The sequence below is a fragment of the Nocardia sp. NPDC059691 genome (assembly GCF_042733915.1).
Taxonomy (GTDB): domain Bacteria; phylum Actinomycetota; class Actinomycetes; order Mycobacteriales; family Mycobacteriaceae; genus Nocardia; species Nocardia sichangensis.
In genome coordinates this window covers 1-19153 of sequence record NZ_JBHWFB010000023.1, presented here as the reverse complement: position 1 = coordinate 19153, position 19153 = coordinate 1, and the positions used below count along the sequence as shown (strand labels likewise).

General features: G+C 68.4%; 22 protein-coding genes and 1 pseudogene. 7 read left to right on the top strand and 16 right to left on the bottom strand.

Annotation, left to right across the window (positions count from 1 at the left end):
* From ACFV2O_RS34975 to ACFV2O_RS34965, 3 genes are all read left to right on the top strand, one after another.
* On the top strand, positions 1-1770 hold the full coding sequence (locus ACFV2O_RS34975; RefSeq protein ID WP_379255964.1) for a long-chain-acyl-CoA synthetase: 1770 nt from the start codon (positions 1-3) through the stop codon (positions 1768-1770).
* Between the two features lie 229 nt (positions 1771-1999).
* Positions 2000-2884, top strand: a complete 885-nt coding sequence (gene folP / locus ACFV2O_RS34970) for a dihydropteroate synthase (RefSeq protein ID WP_379255963.1) — start codon at positions 2000-2002, stop codon at positions 2882-2884.
* Positions 2881-3819, top strand: a complete 939-nt coding sequence (locus tag ACFV2O_RS34965; RefSeq protein WP_355080402.1) for a glucosyl-3-phosphoglycerate synthase — start codon at positions 2881-2883, stop codon at positions 3817-3819. The genes folP and ACFV2O_RS34965 overlap by 4 nt, the downstream gene beginning before the upstream one ends.
* 28 nt (positions 3820-3847) lie before the next feature.
* Here the strand turns inward: ACFV2O_RS34965 and ACFV2O_RS34960 are convergent, their stop codons facing one another.
* The 8 genes from ACFV2O_RS34960 to sigE form a co-directional block, all read right to left on the bottom strand.
* A complete protein-coding gene (locus ACFV2O_RS34960) occupies positions 3848-4183 on the bottom strand; it encodes a hypothetical protein (RefSeq protein ID WP_355080404.1) in 336 nt (111 codons plus the stop codon).
* 632 nt (positions 4184-4815) lie between these two features.
* Positions 4816-5169, bottom strand: a complete 354-nt coding sequence (locus tag ACFV2O_RS34955) for a hypothetical protein (RefSeq protein ID WP_379255962.1) — start codon at positions 5167-5169, stop codon at positions 4816-4818.
* Positions 5170-5509: 340 nt separating this feature from the next.
* The gene (locus ACFV2O_RS34950; protein WP_355080407.1) at positions 5510-6367 is read right to left on the bottom strand and encodes a hypothetical protein; all 858 of its coding nucleotides are present in this window, start codon (positions 6365-6367) and stop codon (positions 5510-5512) included.
* A gap of 51 nt (positions 6368-6418) precedes the next feature.
* A complete protein-coding gene (gene tatB, locus ACFV2O_RS34945) occupies positions 6419-6835 on the bottom strand; it encodes a Sec-independent protein translocase protein TatB (RefSeq protein ID WP_067804157.1) in 417 nt (138 codons plus the stop codon).
* Between the two features lie 124 nt (positions 6836-6959).
* Complete coding sequence (locus ACFV2O_RS34940) at positions 6960-7175, bottom strand: hypothetical protein (protein ID WP_355080409.1); 216 nt, start codon at positions 7173-7175, stop codon at positions 6960-6962.
* 112 nt (positions 7176-7287) lie between these two features.
* Positions 7288-8826 (bottom strand): S1C family serine protease, encoded by a 1539-nt coding sequence (locus tag ACFV2O_RS34935; protein ID WP_379255961.1) that lies wholly within the window; start codon positions 8824-8826, stop codon positions 7288-7290.
* Between the two features lie 10 nt (positions 8827-8836).
* Entirely contained in the window at positions 8837-9235 is a 399-nt protein-coding gene (locus ACFV2O_RS34930; RefSeq protein WP_379255960.1) for a hypothetical protein, read from the bottom strand.
* Between the two features lie 61 nt (positions 9236-9296).
* The gene (sigE, locus tag ACFV2O_RS34925) at positions 9297-9956 is read right to left on the bottom strand and encodes an RNA polymerase sigma factor SigE (RefSeq protein WP_355080414.1); all 660 of its coding nucleotides are present in this window, start codon (positions 9954-9956) and stop codon (positions 9297-9299) included.
* Positions 9957-10244: 288 nt separating this feature from the next.
* Between sigE and ACFV2O_RS34920 the strand changes: the two genes are divergently transcribed.
* From ACFV2O_RS34920 to ACFV2O_RS34910, 3 genes are all read left to right on the top strand, one after another.
* Positions 10245-10877, top strand: a complete 633-nt coding sequence (locus ACFV2O_RS34920) for an O-methyltransferase (RefSeq protein WP_379255959.1) — start codon at positions 10245-10247, stop codon at positions 10875-10877.
* Positions 10878-10953: 76 nt separating this feature from the next.
* The gene (locus tag ACFV2O_RS34915) at positions 10954-11187 is read left to right on the top strand and encodes a hypothetical protein (protein WP_356966616.1); all 234 of its coding nucleotides are present in this window, start codon (positions 10954-10956) and stop codon (positions 11185-11187) included.
* A gap of 224 nt (positions 11188-11411) precedes the next feature.
* Complete coding sequence (locus ACFV2O_RS34910; RefSeq protein ID WP_356966614.1) at positions 11412-11642, top strand: hypothetical protein; 231 nt, start codon at positions 11412-11414, stop codon at positions 11640-11642.
* Positions 11643-11658: 16 nt separating this feature from the next.
* Here ACFV2O_RS34910 and glgC read toward each other — a convergent pair whose 3' ends face one another.
* Positions 11659-12873: a glucose-1-phosphate adenylyltransferase gene (glgC, locus tag ACFV2O_RS34905; RefSeq protein ID WP_355080419.1), complete on the bottom strand. Its 1215-nt coding sequence runs from the start codon at positions 12871-12873 to the stop codon at positions 11659-11661.
* Positions 12874-13010: 137 nt separating this feature from the next.
* On the opposite strand from glgC, the gene glgA reads away from it, so the two are divergent.
* Positions 13011-14165, top strand: a complete 1155-nt coding sequence (gene glgA / locus ACFV2O_RS34900) for a glycogen synthase (RefSeq protein WP_379256034.1) — start codon at positions 13011-13013, stop codon at positions 14163-14165.
* A 9-nt stretch (positions 14166-14174) separates the two neighbouring features.
* On the opposite strand, the gene ACFV2O_RS34895 is transcribed toward glgA, so the two are convergent.
* The 7 genes and pseudogenes from ACFV2O_RS34895 to ACFV2O_RS34865 form a co-directional block, all read right to left on the bottom strand.
* Complete coding sequence (locus ACFV2O_RS34895) at positions 14175-15050, bottom strand: putative RNA methyltransferase (protein WP_379255957.1); 876 nt, start codon at positions 15048-15050, stop codon at positions 14175-14177.
* A complete protein-coding gene (locus ACFV2O_RS34890) occupies positions 15051-15218 on the bottom strand; it encodes a DUF3117 domain-containing protein (RefSeq protein ID WP_011211259.1) in 168 nt (55 codons plus the stop codon).
* 139 nt (positions 15219-15357) lie between these two features.
* Positions 15358-15951: a DNA-3-methyladenine glycosylase I gene (locus ACFV2O_RS34885; RefSeq protein ID WP_355080421.1), complete on the bottom strand. Its 594-nt coding sequence runs from the start codon at positions 15949-15951 to the stop codon at positions 15358-15360.
* A complete protein-coding gene (locus ACFV2O_RS34880) occupies positions 15948-16268 on the bottom strand; it encodes a DivIVA domain-containing protein (RefSeq protein WP_039800550.1) in 321 nt (106 codons plus the stop codon). The genes ACFV2O_RS34885 and ACFV2O_RS34880 overlap by 4 nt, the downstream gene beginning before the upstream one ends.
* Positions 16269-16316: 48 nt before the next feature.
* On the bottom strand, positions 16317-17453 hold the full coding sequence (locus ACFV2O_RS34875; protein WP_355080423.1) for an Mrp/NBP35 family ATP-binding protein: 1137 nt from the start codon (positions 17451-17453) through the stop codon (positions 16317-16319).
* Between the two features lie 19 nt (positions 17454-17472).
* Positions 17473-18333, bottom strand: a complete 861-nt coding sequence (locus ACFV2O_RS34870; protein WP_356966607.1) for a lytic murein transglycosylase — start codon at positions 18331-18333, stop codon at positions 17473-17475.
* 114 nt (positions 18334-18447) lie between these two features.
* Positions 18448-19153: pseudogene (locus tag ACFV2O_RS34865) on the bottom strand (lytic transglycosylase); the annotation flags it as partial.

Sequence of the window (19153 nt, the reverse complement as noted above, 5' to 3'; positions counted from 1 at the left end):
GTGAGCACCGATGCCCGCTCGACGGTGAGTTTGGTCGACCTCGCCCGGCATCTCCCCGCGATGGCCCTGGACGCGCCCGGCATGCTCCGCAACGCGTTGAACATGCTCGTGACGCCGGATTCCAAGTCGTCGGTCGGGCTGTATTTCCAGCGCAACGCCCACCGGCATCCGGACCGCTTGTTCCTGCGGTTCGAGGGCGCGAGCTACACCTACGGCGAGGCCAACGCGGAGGTGAACCGGTACGCGAGCGTGCTCGCCGCGCGCGGGGTGCGGCGCGGCGACGTGGTGGGCGTGCTGATGACCAACCGGCCGGAAACCCTGTTCGTCGTGCTGGCGACGGTCAAGCTCGGGGCCACCGTCGGATTGCTCAACCATCATCAGCGCGACCAGGTGCTGGCGCACAGCCTCGGCCTGCTCGACAGCGTGCTGAACGTGGTGGGCGCGGAGTGCGCCGAGGCGATCGACTCGCTGCCCGAACCGCCCGCCAACGTGCTCGCGGCCGACGAACTCCGCGACGCGGCCCGCGACGCCGACGACGGCGACCCGCCGAGCTGTGCGGAGGTCACCGCGCGCGAGCGGGCCTTCCTCATCTTCACCTCCGGCACCACCGGACTGCCGAAGGCCAGCGTCATGACCCACCTGCGCTGGACCAAGAGCATGGGTGGACTCGGCGGCCTGGGAATCCGCTTGCGCGGCAACGACACCCTGTACTGCTGCCTGCCGCTGTACCACAACAACGCGCTCACGGTCGCGTTGTCCGCGGTCCTGGCCGCGGGCGGCACGTTCGCCCTCGGCCGGAGTTTCTCCGCGTCCCGGTTCTGGGACGAGGTCGTTCGCGAACAGGCCACGGCGTTCATCTACATCGGCGAACTGTGCCGCTACCTGATCAACCAGCCGGCCGAGCCGACCGACCGGCAGCACCTGATCCGGCTCGCCGTCGGCAACGGATTGCGTCCGGAATTGTGGGACGAGTTCAAGTCCCGGTTCGGCATCGAGCGCATCGTGGAGTTCTACGGTGCGAGCGAGGCGAACATCGCCTTCGTCAACGCGTTCGGCGTGGACCGGACGGCGGGTTTCGGTCCGCTGCCGTATGCCGTCGTGGCGTACGACGAGGAGACCGGAAAGGCGAAGCGCGACAATAACGGCCGCCTGCGCCGGGTCCGCACCGGTGGCGTCGGCCTGCTGTTGGCCAAGGTCACCGACCGCTCCCCGTTCGACGGTTACACCGACAAGGCCGCCTCCGAGGCCAAGCTGGTGCGCGACGGCTTCGAATCAGGGGACGTCTGGTTCGACACCGGCGACCTGGTGCGCGACCAGGGCTGGCACCACATCGCGTTCGTGGACCGGCTCGGCGACACGTTCCGCTGGAAGGGGGAGAACGTGGCGACCACCGAAGTGGAGGGCGCGCTGAGCAAGGCGGAGTCGATCGAGCAGGCGGTGGTGTACGGCGTGGACATCCCCGGAACCGACGGCAAGGCGGGCATGGCCGCGGTGACGCTGCATCCGGGCGCGGAATTCGACGGTGCGGCGGTGGCGAAGCTGGCCTACGACCAATTGCCCGGTTACGCCGTGCCGCTGTTCATTCGCATCGTGCACGAGCTGGAACAGACTTCGACGTTCAAGAGCCGCAAGGTGGACCTGCGCAAGCAGGGCTACGCCGACGATCCCGACAGCACGCTGTACGTGCTCGCGGGCCGCACCGAGGGATACATCCCCGCCTACGCCGATTACGCCGCCGATGTAGCCGCGGGCCGCGCCCCGAAGAGCTGACGGCCATCTGCGGAAAGAGCCTGGTGGCGGTGGTTCCTCCACCTCCGCCAGAGGACTGCTGGCTGATCTTGTGGCACTCGACTGGTACGGTCTGAGAATTAGGAGACCACTGGTTTCGTGAGCACACGGGTCACTCGTGGGGTACGCCCAAGCCCCGGCGACACGACCTGTCCGCGATCCCTGTCTCCTGATTTGTACGGCCTGATTCGCGGAGAGGCGGGAGAGCGACATGTTCAGCTCGACCGCGGCCCCGCTTCCCACGCTGTGCGGGCGGCCGGTGGCGACGGATCGGGCGCTCGTGATGGCGATCGTGAACCGCACCCCGGACTCGTTCTACGACCGCGGCGCCACGTTCACCGATGCGGCGGCCATGGATGCCGTGGCGCGCGCGGTGGACGAGGGCGCCGATCTCGTCGACATAGGCGGGGTGAAAGCCGGGCCGGGTGATTCGGTGGACGCGGCCGAGGAGACGCGCCGGGTGGTGCCGTTCGTCGCGGCCATTCGCGCGAAGTACCCGGAGCTACTGATCAGCGTCGACACCTGGCGCGCCGATGTTGCGTTGGCGGCGGTGGGCGAGGGGGCGGATCTGATCAACGACACCTGGGCCGGCGCCGACCCCGATCTCGTTCCGGTGGCGGCCGCGCACGGTGCGGGTGTGGTGTGCAGCCATACCGGTGGCGCGGTGCCGCGCACCAGGCCGCACCGCGTCCGCTACACCGACGTGGTGGAGGAGGTCACCGAAACGGTGGTGCGGGCCGCCGAGGAAGCGCTCGCCGCGGGAGTGCGCCGGGATTCGATCCTGATCGATCCGACGCATGATTTCGGCAAAAACACTTATCACGGTCTCGAACTGTTGCGCCGAGTCGACGTTCTTGTAAAAACCGGATGGCCAGTCTTGATGGCGCTGAGCAACAAGGATTTCATCGGGGAGACTCTAGGTGTCGGTCTTTCCGAACGGCTGGAGGGCACATTGGCGGCGACAGCGTGGTCGGCGGCGGCAGGCGCCAGAGTCTTTCGTGTCCACGAAGTCGCAGCGACCCGGCGGGTCGTGGACATGATCGCCGCTATCCAGGGCATCCGGCCCCCCGCACGAACCTTGCGAGGTCTGGCATGACATTTCAACACCGTGAGCCCGCCTGGGCGACGACCAATACCTGGGACACCCCGAACTGGCGCGTGGACGAACTCGTCTCCGCGAAAGCCGGGCGCACCGTGTCGGTGGTGCTGCCCGCGCTGAACGAAGAACGGACCGTGGCCGACGTGGTGGCCAGCATCCGGCCGCTGCTCGGCACGCTGGTGGACGAGCTGATCGTGCTGGACTCCGGCTCGACCGACGCCACCGCGGAGCGGGCCCGCGCCGCGGGCGCCGAGGTGATCAGCCGCGAGCAGGCGGTTCCGGAGCTGGAGCCGGTTGCGGGCAAGGGCGAAGTGCTGTGGCGCTCGCTGGCGGTGACCAGCGGCGATCTGATCGCCTTCGTCGACTCCGACCTCATCGACCCGGATCCCGCCTTCGTGCCGAAGCTGCTCGGTCCGCTGCTCACGGTGGACGACATGCACCTGGCCAAAGCGTATTACCGCAGGCCGTTGCGGCAAGGCGGCGCGGTGGACGCACATGGCGGCGGCCGCGTCACCGAACTGGTCGCCCGGCCCCTGCTGGCCGCGCTGCGACCGGAGCTGTCGCAGGTGTTGCAGCCGCTCGGCGGTGAGTACGCGGGCACCCGCGAACTGCTCACCTCGGTGCCGTTCGCCCCGGGCTACGGGGTGGAGATCGGGCTGTTGCTCGACACCTACGACCGGCTCGGCATGTCCGCGATCGGCCAGGTCAACCTGGGTGTGCGCACGCATCGCAACCGCCCGCTGGCCGACCTGGGGGTGATGAGCCGCCAGATCCTCGGCACCGTGCTCGGTCGCAGCGGTATCCAGGACTCCGGCGCCGCGCTGACCCAGTTCCCGCTGATCGGCGACGAGTTCACCGCGCACCGCACCGAGGTCTCCCTGCTGGACCGTCCGCCGATGAACACTCTCCGGCCCGCCTGCGCCGCGGCCTGATCCGTTCTCGCGCCGCATGCGGATGCGGTCAGGCCCCTTCCGCATGCGGGTCGCGCATGTATCCCGCCTCGATCAGAGTCCGGAAGGCCGCGTACTTGTAGACGCACTCGGAGGGTTCGCAGATCCGGTGGCGCTGCATGAGTTCGTGCGCCTCCGCCACCGTCAACGGCTCGACGGGTAGTCGCTGCGGCCTGCCGATCGGACAGACCGGGAGCGCGGGAGCGGGCAGTTGTTCCGCGATCACGTGCTCGGTGACGCCGACCCGGCGCCGCCGGTTCGCCGGTCCGTGCAGCAACCCGATGGTGGCGAGCAGGCTCGCCGCGCCGACGAGCGAGCAGAGGACGGCGATCTGGGTGGCGGTCACGGCGCATTTCTCCTCTCGGTGGGGCGGGCCGGGCAGAACGTGGCGGGGCCGAAGCGCAACGCACCGTCACCAACGTGTAGTTAATTTTCAGCAAATCAAGTGTGGGCCGAGTGAGCGCGTCGTGCAAGTGGGATTGGGCGCGCCGCCGACCGGTATGTGCGGCTCTGTGGCCGGTTATTCCCGCCGACCGGCGGTCCAATCCGTCACACGTACGAACTTCGAGCTGATCAGCCGGTGAATGGGTCCCCTCGATGCGCTGCATCGGGGAAGTGGAGTGCCGCCGCGCTCGGCCGGAACCTGGGCGACGAGGGAGATGGCCGTCTCATCCGCGCGTCGAGTCCCCGTCGCTGTTCCGGCACTTGTGCCCCGACGTCAGGACGACTGCCTCGGCGTATCCGAAGGCCGGTGGCCGTGGACGCTGGACCGGTCAACGCGGCTTCGACCCCCCGGGGTCCGGGGCTGACCGTTCCACCACGTGTGCCGACGTGACCGACTCGTGTGACAGCAGGGTGAGCAATTACCCGAGTGCCGCGCGCTTGGAGCCGGCGCTTCGCGCATCGGGTCCGGCCGCGGCGCGTTGAGCCCGAGAAATCGGTGAATTGCCGCTGCGCCGGTCGTTGGTTAACCGAAGGCTATTGGTTGCGGCGACGAGGATCCGCCAGCAATACCTGGTTCGCATCGTCCTCGGTTGCCGAATCCGCGGCTGCGTCACGGGGCTCGTCGGCCTCGGTGCCGGATCGCTCGCGTTCCTCGCGCCCGGGATCGACCGACTCGGCGTCGGTATTCGGCGAGCCGGATTCCGGTTCACCGTCCACTGGGCCGTCCGCCTCGGGCGACGGAGCCGACTGCTCCCGCGCGAGCCGGGCCTGGAGATCGGCGACGGTCACATGAGCCTTCGACCCAGTCGGCCGCAGCAGCACACTGATGATCAGGCCGACCAGGCCCACCGCCAGTACGGCCCCGCCGATCAGCAATAGCGGATTCACGATTTCCTCCTTGCCGGACGCCTCACGCGGCCGTTTCTCGGAGAGCGGTTATCGTCCAGCTATTCAATCATCCGCGTATGAACACACTCGGGGGAGGGGTGGTGATCTGGGGCACATGATGTGCGGCTGCTTTTTAAGTCGAGAGAGTCGCTGTGACCAGGTGATCAGCGGAGGCAATGGTGCCCGTTAGGTTGCTCGAGTCATTCTGCTGCTGCGCTGATTGCGCGCGTTCTGCGCTCGGTAATGATGACCAGATATTTGCTGAAATCCGTTGTCTCAGTATGTCCGACGCGCCGGGCATCTCGGGGCGGATCCGCAGCGCCTTCACCCGGGGCGCGGCTCAGCGGCGCAGACCCGTTGCGGGCGATCTGTTCTCGGGATCGTGGCGGTAGACCGGCGTGAGGAGCTCGGCCTCCAGCGGTTCGCCGGTGGCACGGTCGAAGCGACAGGCGATCAGCACGGAGAAGAGGTGATTGCTCGCTCGTTCGTGCAGGGTGGCCAGCCGGGTGGCGAGCAGCCGGATCGCGCCGAGCGAGCCCGGCGGATGCATGCCGTCGATCATCAGTACGCTGCCCCGCCCGTCGGGCCTGGGAAGCCTGCCCAGGTAGGCGATGTCGTGCGGTTCGGGTCCGCCCGGCCGGTAGACCCGTCGGGCCGCCCGGTCCTCGATGCCCCGGCGCGCGTCACCCATTCTGGCTACGGCGCGGCGCAATCGTGGGTCCGCGGCGACCAACTGACGCAAGCTCGGGGACAGTTCCGGCCCGCCCAGCACGATCAAGCCGTCCCGCCGCAAATCGACCGGACGGCCCGGTAGGAAATGTTCGACCGCCACGCTGAAACCGAGTTCGCGTAGCAGCTCGGCCAATCGTTGCGGCGCCGCGGGATCCGGTGCGCCGATCACCCGCCCTGCGCGCACCTCCGGGACGAGCACGGTGAGCGAGCCGTGCCCGAAGAACAGTCCTTCCGGCGCGGGTCCCTGCGTGCTCACCTGGTGGATACGGGCCCGGGAAAGCCCGGCCGCCGCACCGATTCTGGCGAACGTCCAGCCTTCGGCATGGAGCTCCCGGATCACGGCACGCCGAATCCTGGTCAGTTCGTTGATGGTCTGCTGGGCCGCCGCCACCCCGTCGGTGGCCGCCTTCAGTCGCTCGACCTTGTCCTCGATCGCGAACACGCGCGCCACGTCATCGGCCGACATGTGCGAAGTCTAGACAGCTGAACAGCTCAATGTGTCTAGTCTTCTTGACGTTCAGGTGGCGTCGGTGTCGATCGGAGGACGTTCGTTGCGCTCCAACGGCTTATCCAACTTGGGCATCGGATAGTCCGGCATCCCGCTGTTCGTGCTGTACAGGTCCTTGGGATCGGGCAGCGCGCTGTCGAAATCCCGGAACAGCGAATCATCGCCGTTGAGAAGATGTTTGGTCACCATCGCCCGCGGCGTCATACCGCGCAGCTGGTTCAGGTCGGCCAGCGGTTTACGCAGATCCTCGAACTCCGGCCCCAATTCCTCTTTCAGCTGAGACGTGGCGCCACTCGCGTAATCGCGCACCTGCCGCAGGCTGCGCGTGGTCCAGCGCACGGCACCGGGCAAGCGCTCCGGGCCGAGAATCACGAGGGCGGCGACGAGCAGGATGACCATCTCGCTCCAGCCGATGTTGCTGAACACGTAACCAGGCTACCTGGCCCGGTCAGCGGGTCGTCCATTGATAGCCGACCGGGAAATGAACGGTGGGTGTTGTCGGGGCTCTTCCAGGCCGTACAGCACCCACCGCACGTACAAGAAAAGGAATCTATGTGGGGTAGATCACAATCTTGCCGTTGTGTATTCCGCCGTAGCAGTACTCCACGCCGTCCGTCGCGACCGCGGTGTGCCCTCCACCGGGACGGCAGTCGAACCAGTCGACGTAAGTGTCGTTCGTGGTAGCACCGGCCGGTGCTGCGGACAGCCCCACGGTGGCGACCGCCGCCATAGTGGATCCGAGAATGAAAATGGCGAGATGACGCATCACAGCCCTCCCCGTGCTGCTGGATTTCGACAGCGTGACTCTATCCGCCGCGTTTTGCGGCGTCTAGCGAAAATAACTGGGGTTCTGCGTTATTAGTTGGCGCGGGGAACTGCTAGTCGGATTCCAGGGTCACCGGGACGTCGACTCGGCGGCCGTCGCGGATGAGCTGGACGACCACGGTCTGGCCGATCTTGCTGGACTGTTCGGCCACCGTGAACTCATCGGAGCTGGTGACCTCCCGATCGCCGACGCGCACGATGACATCGCCTTCGACGATGCCCGCCCGCGCGGCCGGGCCGTTCGGCGACACGTCGGCCACCGCGGCTCCGCTCATGACGTCATTGGCGACCGTCTTGGTGCGGAGGGACAGACCCATCGTCGGATGGTGCACCACACCGTCACGGATCAAGGTCTGCGCGACCTCGGTCATCTTGTCCACCGGGATGGCGAAGCCGAGGCCGACCGAGCCGCCGGTCTCGCTGCGGATGGCGGTGTTGATGCCGATGACCCGGCCGTCCATGTCCACCAGCGCGCCACCGGAGTTACCCGGGTTGATCGACGCGTCGGTCTGCACGGCGTCGATCACGGCCTTCGTGTCGCTGCCCTCGCCCTCCAGTTTCACCGGGCGGTGCAAGGCGCTGACGATGCCGGAGGTGACGGTCTTGCTGAGGCCGAGCGGCGATCCGATGGCCAGCACGTCGTCGCCGACCTGTACGTTGCCGGATTTGCCGAGCTGGGCGACGGTGAGATTCTTCACATCGACCTTCAGGACGGCCAGGTCGGTCTTCGGGTCGCGGCCGACGATCTGGGCGGGCACCCTGGTGCCGTCGGAGAACTGCACCTGGATCGCGGATCGGTTGGTCTTGTCCTGGGCGGCCATCGAGACGACGTGGTTGTTGGTGACGACGTAGCCGCCGCCGTCGATCACCACGCCGGAGCCGGTGGCGCCGTTCTCACCGACGGTCACGCGGATGGAGACGACCGAGGGCAACACGGCGTTGGCGACCTTTGCGATCAGGCCGTGCGGGCGGTCTCCGTCGCCGCCCTGTTCGAGGGCCACCTTGCGGGAGGTGAGCGTCGAGGCGGTTTCCGCGGTCAGGCGGCCGACCAGCCCGCCGAGCAGGCCGATGACGAGTGCGACGAGCGCGAGCAGGGCCAGCGCCTTGGGCGCGACTCGGGAGCCGAACAGCACTTCGCGGGCGCTGAGCTTCTCGGCCTGCGGGAGCGCGTGCGGTTTGGGTGTGGGCACCGCGGGGGCTCCGAGGCGGGCGACCGCCTCCGGGTCGCGCCATGGATCGGCCGGCCCGGCAGCGGGAGCCTGGCCACCGGCCGCGTCGGGATCGCGCTGCAGGAGTTCGCTGGAGCCTTCTGGACGGCCGAAAGCCTCGGCCAGGACCGCCTCGGGCGGACGGTTCTGCAGTTCGGGACCGGATTGCGGCGCCGCGCCCGCCTTACGGAGCGGCAGCGGCTCGGCGAACGAACCGGACAGGCCGGACGGTCTGCGGAAGGCCCGGGCCGTGTGCGTGTCGACATGGGGCCGGTAGACCGGGCGCGGACCGAGCACGGGCGCGTCCGGAGGACGGAGATTCCCGCGGTTGGCCGCCGAATCCGAGGTGTCGGCCGATCCGGAATTCGTCGATTCGGTGGTCACTCGGGAAACTCTACTTGCGCCACCACGTGGTCCACCGGGTCGCGGTGAACGAATCGGTCAGAAACCCGAAAACCGCGTCGTTACGCCCGGACTGACCGGAGGTCGGGGAGGGCGTCCGGCCACTGGACGCGCCGCCGGGCAACTCCGCGAGGGGAATCCTGGTCAGGCTGTCGTGCAGCCCGGTCGGAATAGCGACCTGGCCTGCGTGCCGCAGTGCGATGCGCGCCTGTTGCTGGGCATCGACCTCGGCCGCGCATTCGGGACACAGCGAGAGGTGCTGAGCGGCACGCAGGTAGGCGTTCATCCGCAACTCACCGTCCACGTACGCCGCGATCGCCTCGCTCGCCAAATGCTCGGTGGGGCGAAAACGGGGCGGACGACGACCGGACGTGCTGAAGTCGCCACTCATTCGGTGCTCACCCTTCCAACCGACATCGACCGATGTTCGGGCGATGCCGGCTTCCGACGAATCACCCTATGTTCGCGTCAGCGGCGAACCGCTGCTCACTTCCATTATGCGCAAGGTAGTCGCGCAGGGCTTGGCGTCCACGGTGGATCCGACTGCGCACAGTGCCCAGTTTCACGCCGAGCGTAGCGCCGATCTCCTCGTAGGACAGCCCCTCGATATCGCACAGGACCACGGCCGCGCGGAACTCCGGCGCGAGCGAATCCAGGGCCGATTGCAGGTCGGGATCCAGCCGGGCGTCGTGGTAGGCCTGTTCCGGCCCCGGGCCCTCGGCGGGCACCCGGTCGTAGTCCTCGGGCAGCGCTTCCATCCTGATCCGGTTGCGGCGGCGCACCATGTCCAGGAACAGGTTGGTGGTGATGCGGTGCAGCCATCCCTCGAAGGTGCCCGGTTGGTAATTCGACAGCGAACGGAACACCCGGATGAACGTCTCCTGGGTGAGGTCCTCCGCGTCCTGTGCGTCGCCGGAGAGTCGGTAGGCCAGGCGATAGACCCGGTCCGCGTGCTCGCGGACGAGTTCGTCCCACGTTGGCATCGCCGACCGGTCGCCGGTGGCATCGAAGGCAGCAGTCCCGGTCAGCTCGACCGCGTCCTCGGCGGACTCGGCCTCGACCGGCAGGATCTGCTCGGGCAGGGTGGCGTATTCGCGCGCCGCATCGACCATGTGGATGGGGCTACCTCCTACTAGGGACCGCAAACGTCGGGAACTCGCTCGGGGCCGGGTCTACGGTCCGTCACGTACGGATACAACCGACAACCGGTATGTCGTTGTTCCCGCGTCCCGTGTTAAGGCACGGTCGGTGGTCTTGCGATGCCCATACTCTTTCTGGTCCTGATATGGCCGGGTTATGGAGATGCTGAGGGTCACCTGAGAAAACCGGCGGCGGAAATGGCGGGCGGCGCGTGTTGTCCGGAACGCCGAGATCACCCGCCCGGCGTTAGCCTCATACCCGTGGCATCGAATCTGGAGCGGAATCTCGCCTATGTGGAGGAATCCGTCGTGGAAGACGAAATCCTCGTCAGCGCGCGGGAACGGGCCACCGAACTCGGCGCGATACCCGTGCCGCCCTCGGTGGGTGCGCTGCTGAGCATGTACGCGCAGTTGCTCGGTGCGCGCGCGGTGGTCGAGGTCGGCACCGGCGCGGGCATCAGCGGCCTGTGGCTGCTCGACGGCATGCGCGAGGACGGCACGCTCACCACCATCGATTCGGAGCCGGAACACCAGCGCGCGGCCAAGGAGGCGTTCCGCGCCGCCGACATCCCGCCCGCGCGCACCCGCCTGATCAACGGGCGGGCGCTGGACGTGCTGCCCCGGCTGGCCGACGGCGCCTACGACCTGGTCTTCATCGACGCCGCCCCGCTGGAGCACCCGGAGTACGTCGCTCAGGCCGTGCGGCTGCTGCGCGACGGCGGCGCCATCCTGCTGCACAACGCGCTGCTGGGCGGGCGCGTACCCGATCCGGCGCAACGTGATCCGGCCACGCAGGCGGTGCGCGCCGCCACCCGCGCCATCGCGGAGAATCCGGAACTCACCTGTGTGCTGATTCCGGTCGGCGACGGATTGCTCTGCGCCTCACGCGGTTAGCGATTCGCGCGGCAGTCTGATTCCACCCCGGGATCCGGGGTATGCGCTGAGAAAGAACTCAGTGAGGAAAACAGTTATGCGTGAACTAACACCCCTCGAAGTAGCGGCTATGGGGGAAGTCGTGACCGAACGGCGCACGAGCTGGTTGCGGCCGACGATGATGGCCCTGCTGCTCGTGATTCTGGGAGCGGTGCTGGTGATGGTGGTGGTGAGCAACACCGATTTCGACACCGGCCCGGCGAAAACCACGCCTACCCCCGGTCCCTGTGAGCCGTTCTGCACCCAGAACGTCGCCCCGCCCGCCCCGTAATCCCGCCGTCGACCGCGCGCGTACTCCGGCCGAATAGGCCTGCCGCCGAAGTTTTTTCGGAATTCCTGGCCGCCGTGCCGTTTCTCATCGCAGCCGCACCACCCGGCGGCGTTCGCGAAACAGCCACCGAACGAGCACGGTTCGGCGCATGATGCCGCGAAAGACCGAAGATCCCCGATACTGGTGGAAGTCATGTTCCGAGTGGATCCGGAGGCGGGTGCGGCATGGTGATGATGATGTTTCTCTGGGACGAAGACGAGCGTCGTCCGAAGCCGATTCATTGGGGCCGGACCATGATCGCTTTCGCCGCGGTGCTGTTGTTCGCCGTGCTGGTGGTCTATTTGGTGAGTACCGCCGATTTCGGTGGCGCCTCGAAATCCACCGTGCCGCGCACCCCGGGCCCTTGCGCGCCGTTCTGCATCAATTCGCCCGCGCCCGAGCCGGGCGCGCCCTAGCCCGATCCAGGCGGTACTACACCCAGACGCCCTTGCCGACCGTGACGACACCGCCGTTGCTCACGGCGAAGCGGCTACGGTCGCGCGCCAGGTCCACTCCGATGATCTCGCCCTCGCCGACGACGACGTTCTTGTCCAGAATGGCGTGCCGTACCACCGCGCCGCGCCCGATCCGCACGCCGGGCATGAGCACGCACCCCTCGACAGTGGCGCCGTCGTCGACCATGACGTTGCCGCTGAGCACCGAATTGCGGACGGTGGCGGCCGACAGGATGCTGCCCGCGCCCACGATGCATTCCTGCGCCAGCCCGCCCTGGGCGAACTTGGCGGGAGGAAGGTTCTCGGTCGCCCCGCGGATCGGCCAGTGACGGTTGTAGAGATTGAACACCGGATGCACCGAGACCAAATCCATGTGCGCGTCGTAGAACGCGTCGATGGTCCCGACATCGCGCCAGTAGCCGCGGTCGCGGTCGGTGGCGCCCGGCACGTCGTTGTCGGCGAAGTCGTAGACACCGGCCTGCCCCGCCGCGACGAGGGCCGGGATGATGTCGCCGCCCATGTCGTGGTCTGAGTCGGAGTTGTCCGCGTCCGCCCGGATCGAGTCCACCAGCACCTTGGTGGTGAAGACGTAGTTGCCCATGGACGCGAACGTGACGTTCGGGTCGTCCGGGGTGCCGGGCGGATGCGCGGGCTTCTCCAGGAACTGCGTGATGCGGCCGGACTCGTCGCTGTCGATGCAGCCGAACGCGCTCGCCTGGCTGCGCGGCACCCGGATGCCGGCCACGGTTACGCCGGCGCCGGAATCGATGTGATGGCGCACCATCTGCTCCGGGTCCATCCGGTAGACGTGATCGGCGCCGAAAACCGCGATGTATTCCGGGTCCTCGTCGTAGATCAGGTTCAGTGATTGCAGGATCGCGTCCGCGCTGCCGGTGTACCAGCGCGGTCCCAGCCGCTGCTGGGCGGGCACGGGGGTGATGTACTCGCCCGCGAAACCGGACAACCGCCAGGTCTGCGAGATGTGCCGGTCGAGCGAATGCGACTTGTACTGGGTGAGCACGCACAGCCGCAGGAAACCCGCGTTGACCAGATTGCTGAGTACGAAATCGATGAGACGGTAGGCGCCGCCGAACGGGACGGCGGGCTTGGCGCGGTCGGCCGTGAGTGGAAAGAGTCGCTTGCCCTCACCACCGGCGAGCACGATTCCGAGTACGTGCGGCTGGCTCCTCACACCTGCCAAACTACCGGGTGAAGCGCCCGTGAGTGGCCGCCGCGGGCGCGAACGTTTAGTTTGGATCGGTGAGTTTCGGCACGGATGGCGGACGTTCGCCGGTGGATTCCGGCGAACGGGACCGGCTTCGCGTCGCGATGCTGACCCGCGAGTATCCGCCCGAGGTGTACGGCGGGGCCGGGGTGCACGTCACGCAGTTGACGGCGCATTTGCGTCAACTGTGCGAGGTGACCGTGCATTGCATGGGTGTCGACCGCGCCGATGCCGTGGTCCACCAACCGGATCCGTCGCTCTACGCCGCCAACGCCGCGCTGCAGATGATGTCCGCCCAGTTGCGGATGGCCGACGCGGTGGGCGATGTGGACGTGGTGCACTCACATACCTGGTACAGCGGCTTGGCCGGTCATCTGGCCGCGGCCCTCTACGGCGTCCCGCACGTGCTGACCGCCCATTCCCTGGAGCCGCGCAGGCCGTGGAAGGCCGAGCAGCTCGGCGGCGGCTACCGGCTGTCGTCCTGGTCGGAGCGCAACGCCGTCGAGCACGCCGACGCCGTCATCGCGGTGAGCGAGGGCATGCGCCACGACGTGCTCGACGCCTACCCCGCGGTGGACCCGGACCGTGTGCACGTGGTGCACAACGGCATCGACGGGGCGGTCTGGCACCCCGGCCCCCCGGCGGGCGGCGAGCCGTCGGTCCTCGCCGAACTCGGCGTGCGGGCCGACCTTCCCCTCGTCGCCTTCGTCGGCCGCATCACGCGCCAGAAGGGCGTCGGCCACCTGCTGGCCGCCGCCCGCGACTTCGACCCCGACATCCAGCTCGTGCTGTGCGCGGGCGCGCCGGACACGCCGGAGCTGGAGCACGAGGTCGCCACGGCCGTCCAGGAGCTGCGACAGCGGCGCGGTGGGGTGTTCTGGGTGCGCGAGATGCTGCCGACCGAGCGGATCCGGCAGATTCTCGCCGCGGCGGCCCTGTTCGTGTGCCCGTCGGTGTACGAGCCGCTGGGCATCGTCAATCTGGAGGCGATGGCCTGCGCGACCGCGGTGGTCGCCTCCGACGTGGGCGGCATCCCCGAGGTGGTCGACGACCGCAACGGCCGACTGGTGCACTACGACGCGGGCGCAGCCGAGGACTACGAGCACGGACTCGCCGCCGCCGTGAACGAAGTGGCCGGTGATCCGGAGCTGTCCGCTCGGCTGGGCGCCGCGGGGCGCGAGCGCGCGATCTCCGAATTCGACTGGTCACGCATCGCGGCGCGCACGGTCGCGGTCTACGACGAGGTCAGAAAAGGCTGAGCCGGGCGATCAGGCCGCTCGGCGGTAGGTGCCGACGACGACCGACGCGGTGACCTCGACGGTCTCCGGCAGCCGCGCGAGACGCTCCGCTCCGGCGGCCGCGTGATGCGCGGACGGACCCATGCCGACCACATGTCCGACATCGGTTCTGGCGAGCGTCATCGGATACTCGATCAATGTCCGGTCCACGGGTTCGAGATGTCCCGTCATCGCGGCGTCGAGCCTGCTGTTCTTGTCGGGGTCGACCCGCACCATGTCCAGCGGCTCGATCAGTTCGCCCAAGTGGCGCTCGGTGGGTGTGGCGACAACGAAGCGACCGTCCTCGGTGAGCACCCTGGCGATCTCGCCGGGATTGCGCGGGGCGAAGACGGAGAGTACGCAGGCGAGCGCGCCGTCGCGGATCGGTAACCCGCGCCATGCGTCGGCCAGCACCGCCGCGGCGCGGGGGTGCGCGCGGGCGCACCGCCGGACGGCGGGTTTGGCCACGTCCAGCCCGATGCCGACAGCCGGGGGAGCGGCGTCGAGTGCCCGAGCGAGGTAGTAGCCGGTGCCCGCGCCGACCTCCAGCACCGGACCGTCCGTCCGGCGCGCCGTGGCGGCGCGCGCCACAGCGTCCGCGATCGGCCTGAAGTGGCCCTCGCTCTGGAAGGCGGCGCGGGCGTCGAGCATGGCCGCGGTGTCCCCGGTCATCTTGGTCGACGCACCGGTCAGCAGGCTGACGTAACCCTGCCTGGCGACGTCGAAACTGTGGCCGCGACCGCAGCGCAGTGCTCGATCCCGCGGTTCGAGCGCGAGCGACGCGGCGTCCCGGTGCGCCCGCAGGCATTCCGGGCAGGCCAGGACGTCGGCCGCGTCGGCGAGGGCCGAGTGCTCAGCCGGGGCCACTCAGCTCGTGACGCTCTTCAGTTCGTCACCGAGCGCCGCTGCTTCGTCCGGCGTGAGCTCGACGACCAGACGCCCGCCACCCTCGAGTGGAACCCGCATGACGATTCCACGCCCTTCTTTGGTTGCCTCGAGGGGACCGTCCCCGGTACGGGGCTTCATGGCCGCCATCCTCTGCTCCCTCCAGATCTGCGCGGTCCTTGCGCACTTTTTGGAACTCCAGTTGTCACCAACCAGCGAGCTCGCCGGCGTTTGGCGAGCTACACCCGTCCCATTCTTCCCTATCGCCGATAGGGACGGATAGCTGAGTTCAAAAAGTGACCGGTCGGCCCGTCTCGGGCCGGGCGCTGCCCACCCAGCAGTCGGCCACATGATCATCGACCATTCCGGTCGCCTGCATCAGGGCGTACGCCGTGGTCGGTCCGACGAACCGGAATCCACGCCGTTTCAATTCTTTTGCCATGGCGGTGGATTCGGGCGTGGTGGCGGGCACGTCGGCGCCGGAGCGCGGGCGCGGGCGCGGCAGCGGGGCGAACGACCAGAGCAACGCGTCCAAGCCGACGTCGAGGTCACGCGCGACGCGTGCGTTGGCGATGGCCGCGTCGATCTTGAGGCGGTTGCGGACGATGCCGGCGTCGGCCATCAGCCGGGCGACGTCGTCGTCACCGAACTCCGCGACTCGCGCGATCGAGAAATCGGCGAACGCCGCGCGGAAGGCCGGGCGTTTGCGCAGGATGGTCAGCCAGGACAACCCGGATTGGAACGCCTCCAAGCAGAGCCGTTCGAACAACGCGTCGTCGCCGTGCAGGGGCTTGCCCCACTCGTAGTCGTGATAGTCCCGGTAGAGCTGGGAATCCAACGGCCACGCGCAGCGGATCAGTCCGTCGTCGGCGAGGGCGCTCATTTCGACTCCGGCGCGATCGGCGTCTGCCATCGCGCGGCCTGCGCCTCGGCCAGCTGGTGCTGGAGCTCATCGATCCGCGCGGCCAGCCGGGCCAGCGCCCAATCCACCTCTCCGGCTTTGTAGCCGCGCACCACCTGCTGGAATCGCAACGCGCGCACGTCCGCCCCGGTGATCCCCTCCACCGGCAGCACGGTGGCCGTCGTACCCTCCGGCAGCGGCCCGAGTTCCTCCGCCCGCCCGAACACCGCACTGGCCAGTAGGAACAGCACCGCGGCGACCAAGCCGACGATCAGCACGTACAACAGCATGGTGAGCATGGGACCGAGCTTATTCGCGAGCACTGACAGTCGGGCTCGCGCGTGGCCCTACAAATGCCGGGTGGTGTCGATGCCGAGCGACATGCCCGCGAGGCCGCGGCGGCGGACGGCGAGCTTGTCGGCGACCTCCAACAGGGCCTTGGCGGCCGAGTTCTCCGGATCGCGCAGCACGATCGGAGTGCCTTCGTCGCCCGCTTCGCGCAGCGCCTGTTCGATGGGGATCTGTCCGAGCAGCGGCACGGTCGCGCCGACGGCGCGGGTGAGCCGGTCGGCGACGGCCTGCCCGCCGCCGGAGCCGTACAGGTCCATCCGCGTGCCGTCCGGCAGGTCCAGCCAGGACATGTTCTCCACCACGCCCGCGATGCGCTGCCGGGTCTGCAACGCGATCGCGCCCGCCCGCTCGGCCACCTCCGCGGCGGCGGGCTGCGGGGTGGTGACGACCAGGATCTCGGCGTTCGGGATCAGCTGTGCGATGGAGATCGCGACGTCGCCGGTGCCCGGCGGCAGATCCAGCAAAAGGATGTCGAGGTCGCCCCAGAACACGTCGGCGAGGAACTGCTGCAACGCACGGTGCAGCATCGGGCCGCGCCAGACCACGGGGGTGTTTCCCTGGGTGAACTGCGCGATCGAGATCATCTTCACGTCGTGCGCGACCGGCGGCATGATCATCCGCTCCACCTGCGTCGGCCTGGCGTCGGTGCCGAGCATGCGCGGGATGGAATGACCGTAGATGTCCGCGTCCAGCACGCCGACCGACAGGCCACGCGCGGCCATGGCCGCGGCGAGGTTGACCGTCACGCTGGACTTGCCGACGCCGCCCTTTCCGGAGGCGACGGCGTAGACGCGGGTCAGCGAGCCGGGCTGGGCGAAGGGGATGACCGGATCGGCGGAGTCGCCGCGCAGCTGCTTGCGCAGTGCGGTGCGCTGCTCGTCGTCCATCACGTCGAGGTCGACGCTGACGGCGCCAACACCAGGCACGTCGGCGATGGCCTTGCTCACCCGCTGCGTGATCTCGGTGCGCAGGGGGCAGCCCGCCGTCGTCAGATAGATCTCCACGTGGACATCGCTATCGGCGCCGATGACGACGCTTTTCACCATGCCCAGCTCGGTGATCGGCTTGCGGATCTCCGGGTCGTCGACCTTCGCGAGGGCACCCCGCACATCCGATTCCGTAACCACTGGCATGGCCGGAATTTTAGGCGTGTCAAATTTTGGGCAGGTCTCCGGCCCGGGGTGCGACCCCTGTGCTGTAGGAGGTCTCCCATGCCATGACGTTCGCGACGTAGGCCATGGAGTGGTTGTAGCGCAGGATCGCCTTGGACTGTTGCGCCAGGTCGCGCATGTTCAGGCCGCCGTCGCAGAGGTACCTCCCCGCCGTCAGCGCGGCGTCGAAGAGGTTCTGCGGATCGGCGATGCCGTCGCCGTTGCCGTCGGCCCCGTAGCGCTTCCAGGTGTCGGGCAGGAACTGCATCGGGCCGATCGCGCGGTCGTAGCTGTCCAAGCCGTCCAGCGCGCCGTCGTCGGAATCCCGGACGACGTGGTTGCCGTTGAGCGAACCGTCCAGCACGGGGCCGTAGACGGGGCTGAGCGGGTTGCCGTCGGCGTCGGCTTTGCCGCCGTACGCGTGGGTGGACTCGACCCGGCCGATACCGGCCAGCAACGACCACGGCATGCCGCACACCGGGTTCTCGGCGGCCAGGACCCGTTCCGCGTTCTGATAGGCGGCGACGGCGATGCCGGGGACGCCGAGCGGCCCGGCCTGCATGGCGGCGGCCTGCCGACCACTGGGCAGCGCAACGGTTTTCACCACGGGTGTCGCTGTGGGAGCGGCCTTGGCCATTGCGTGAGCGAGGAATTCGGTCCCGGCGACGGGCTCGACCACCGATTGCGCGGCGCCCTGAACGTCCTGGCCCTCCGGCGTATGGACGGCGGTCGCGAGCGGCGCTGCCTCGCCTACCTCGGAGGCGGCCGTGACGGATACGAGCCCTGCGGGAACCAATCCGGTCAACGCGATGACGGAACTCCGTCGAACGGTGGCAGGCGGTTGTTTTCGATGACGCCCCACGGTGTGGTGACCCTCCCATGGCTCGCTGTGAGCCGTTTGTTATGGAACCAAGAGGAAGGGTACCGCATCCGAGATCTGTTTGTTACTGCTTCGTGATCTGATGTCAGGTTTGAATCATTGCTGGGGCGCGGGCGGCGCGGGAAGTGGGATGACGATGCCGAACGGCAGGGTGATTCCGGGCGACGGCGTGGGTGTGGGTTCGGCGGCGGTCGCCGATTCGGGTTCCGATGCGGGTGGTGTGGTGTTGGCGGGTTCGGATTCGCCGCGAGACTCGTTGTCGCGGGCGGGTAGGTCACCCGGGATGGGGGCAGGTTCGGCGGTGGCGAGCGTGGTGTCCGGCTGTCCGCATCCGGCGGCGAGCTGGTCCTGTGTGCCGGGTTGTCCTGCGGGAGCGGGCTGTCCCGCTGTAGCGGCCTCTGCGGCTTCGCCCGCCCCGGCGGGATCGGTGGAACCCGGGTTGCGCGGCTCGGCCGCTGCGGCGCCGTAAGGCTGCTGCGGTGCGAGCGGTACGCGGGCGGTTCCGGGTAGGTCCGGGAACGGCATCGGAGCGGGAACCGATTGCCCGACACAGGGATTCACCGGCGCTGGAGCCGGGCAGAAGATCCCGCACGGGATCGGCGGCAGACCGGGGAGCGTGATCATCACCTGCGTCGGCTGCGGTCGCGGCCGGGGCGCTCGATACTGTCCGGCCGGATCCGTCGTCGGGGTGGTGGTGCGCACCGCGCTCATGTCCGTGCCCGGCCCCACCGGCGGCAACGACCCCGGCGCCACCAGATCCGGCGACACCCGCACCTGCGTCGGCGAACCACCCGACCGATAC

What these genes read in the sequence shown, in the direction of transcription:
- folP (WP_379255963.1), top strand. Translation starts at nt 2,000, where the DNA reads ATGTTCAGCTCGACCGCGGCCCCGCTTCCCACGCTGTGCGGGCGGCCG.
- ACFV2O_RS34965 (WP_355080402.1), top strand. Translation starts at nt 2,881, where the DNA reads ATGACATTTCAACACCGTGAGCCCGCCTGGGCGACGACCAATACCTGG.
- ACFV2O_RS34950 (WP_355080407.1), bottom strand. Translation starts at nt 6,367, where the DNA reads ATGTCGGCCGATGACGTGGCGCGCGTGTTCGCGATCGAGGACAAGGTC.
- ACFV2O_RS34940 (WP_355080409.1), bottom strand. Translation starts at nt 7,175, where the DNA reads ATGCGTCATCTCGCCATTTTCATTCTCGGATCCACTATGGCGGCGGTC.
- ACFV2O_RS34930 (WP_379255960.1), bottom strand. Translation starts at nt 9,235, where the DNA reads ATGAGTGGCGACTTCAGCACGTCCGGTCGTCGTCCGCCCCGTTTTCGC.
- sigE (WP_355080414.1), bottom strand. Translation starts at nt 9,956, where the DNA reads ATGGTCGATGCGGCGCGCGAATACGCCACCCTGCCCGAGCAGATCCTG.
- ACFV2O_RS34915 (WP_356966616.1), top strand. Translation starts at nt 10,954, where the DNA reads ATGCGTGAACTAACACCCCTCGAAGTAGCGGCTATGGGGGAAGTCGTG.
- ACFV2O_RS34910 (WP_356966614.1), top strand. Translation starts at nt 11,412, where the DNA reads ATGGTGATGATGATGTTTCTCTGGGACGAAGACGAGCGTCGTCCGAAG.
- glgA (WP_379256034.1), top strand. Translation starts at nt 13,011, where the DNA reads ATGCTGACCCGCGAGTATCCGCCCGAGGTGTACGGCGGGGCCGGGGTG.
- ACFV2O_RS34890 (WP_011211259.1), bottom strand. Translation starts at nt 15,218, where the DNA reads ATGGCGGCCATGAAGCCCCGTACCGGGGACGGTCCCCTCGAGGCAACC.
- ACFV2O_RS34885 (WP_355080421.1), bottom strand. Translation starts at nt 15,951, where the DNA reads ATGAGCGCCCTCGCCGACGACGGACTGATCCGCTGCGCGTGGCCGTTG.
- ACFV2O_RS34880 (WP_039800550.1), bottom strand. Translation starts at nt 16,268, where the DNA reads ATGCTCACCATGCTGTTGTACGTGCTGATCGTCGGCTTGGTCGCCGCG.
- ACFV2O_RS34875 (WP_355080423.1), bottom strand. Translation starts at nt 17,453, where the DNA reads ATGCCAGTGGTTACGGAATCGGATGTGCGGGGTGCCCTCGCGAAGGTC.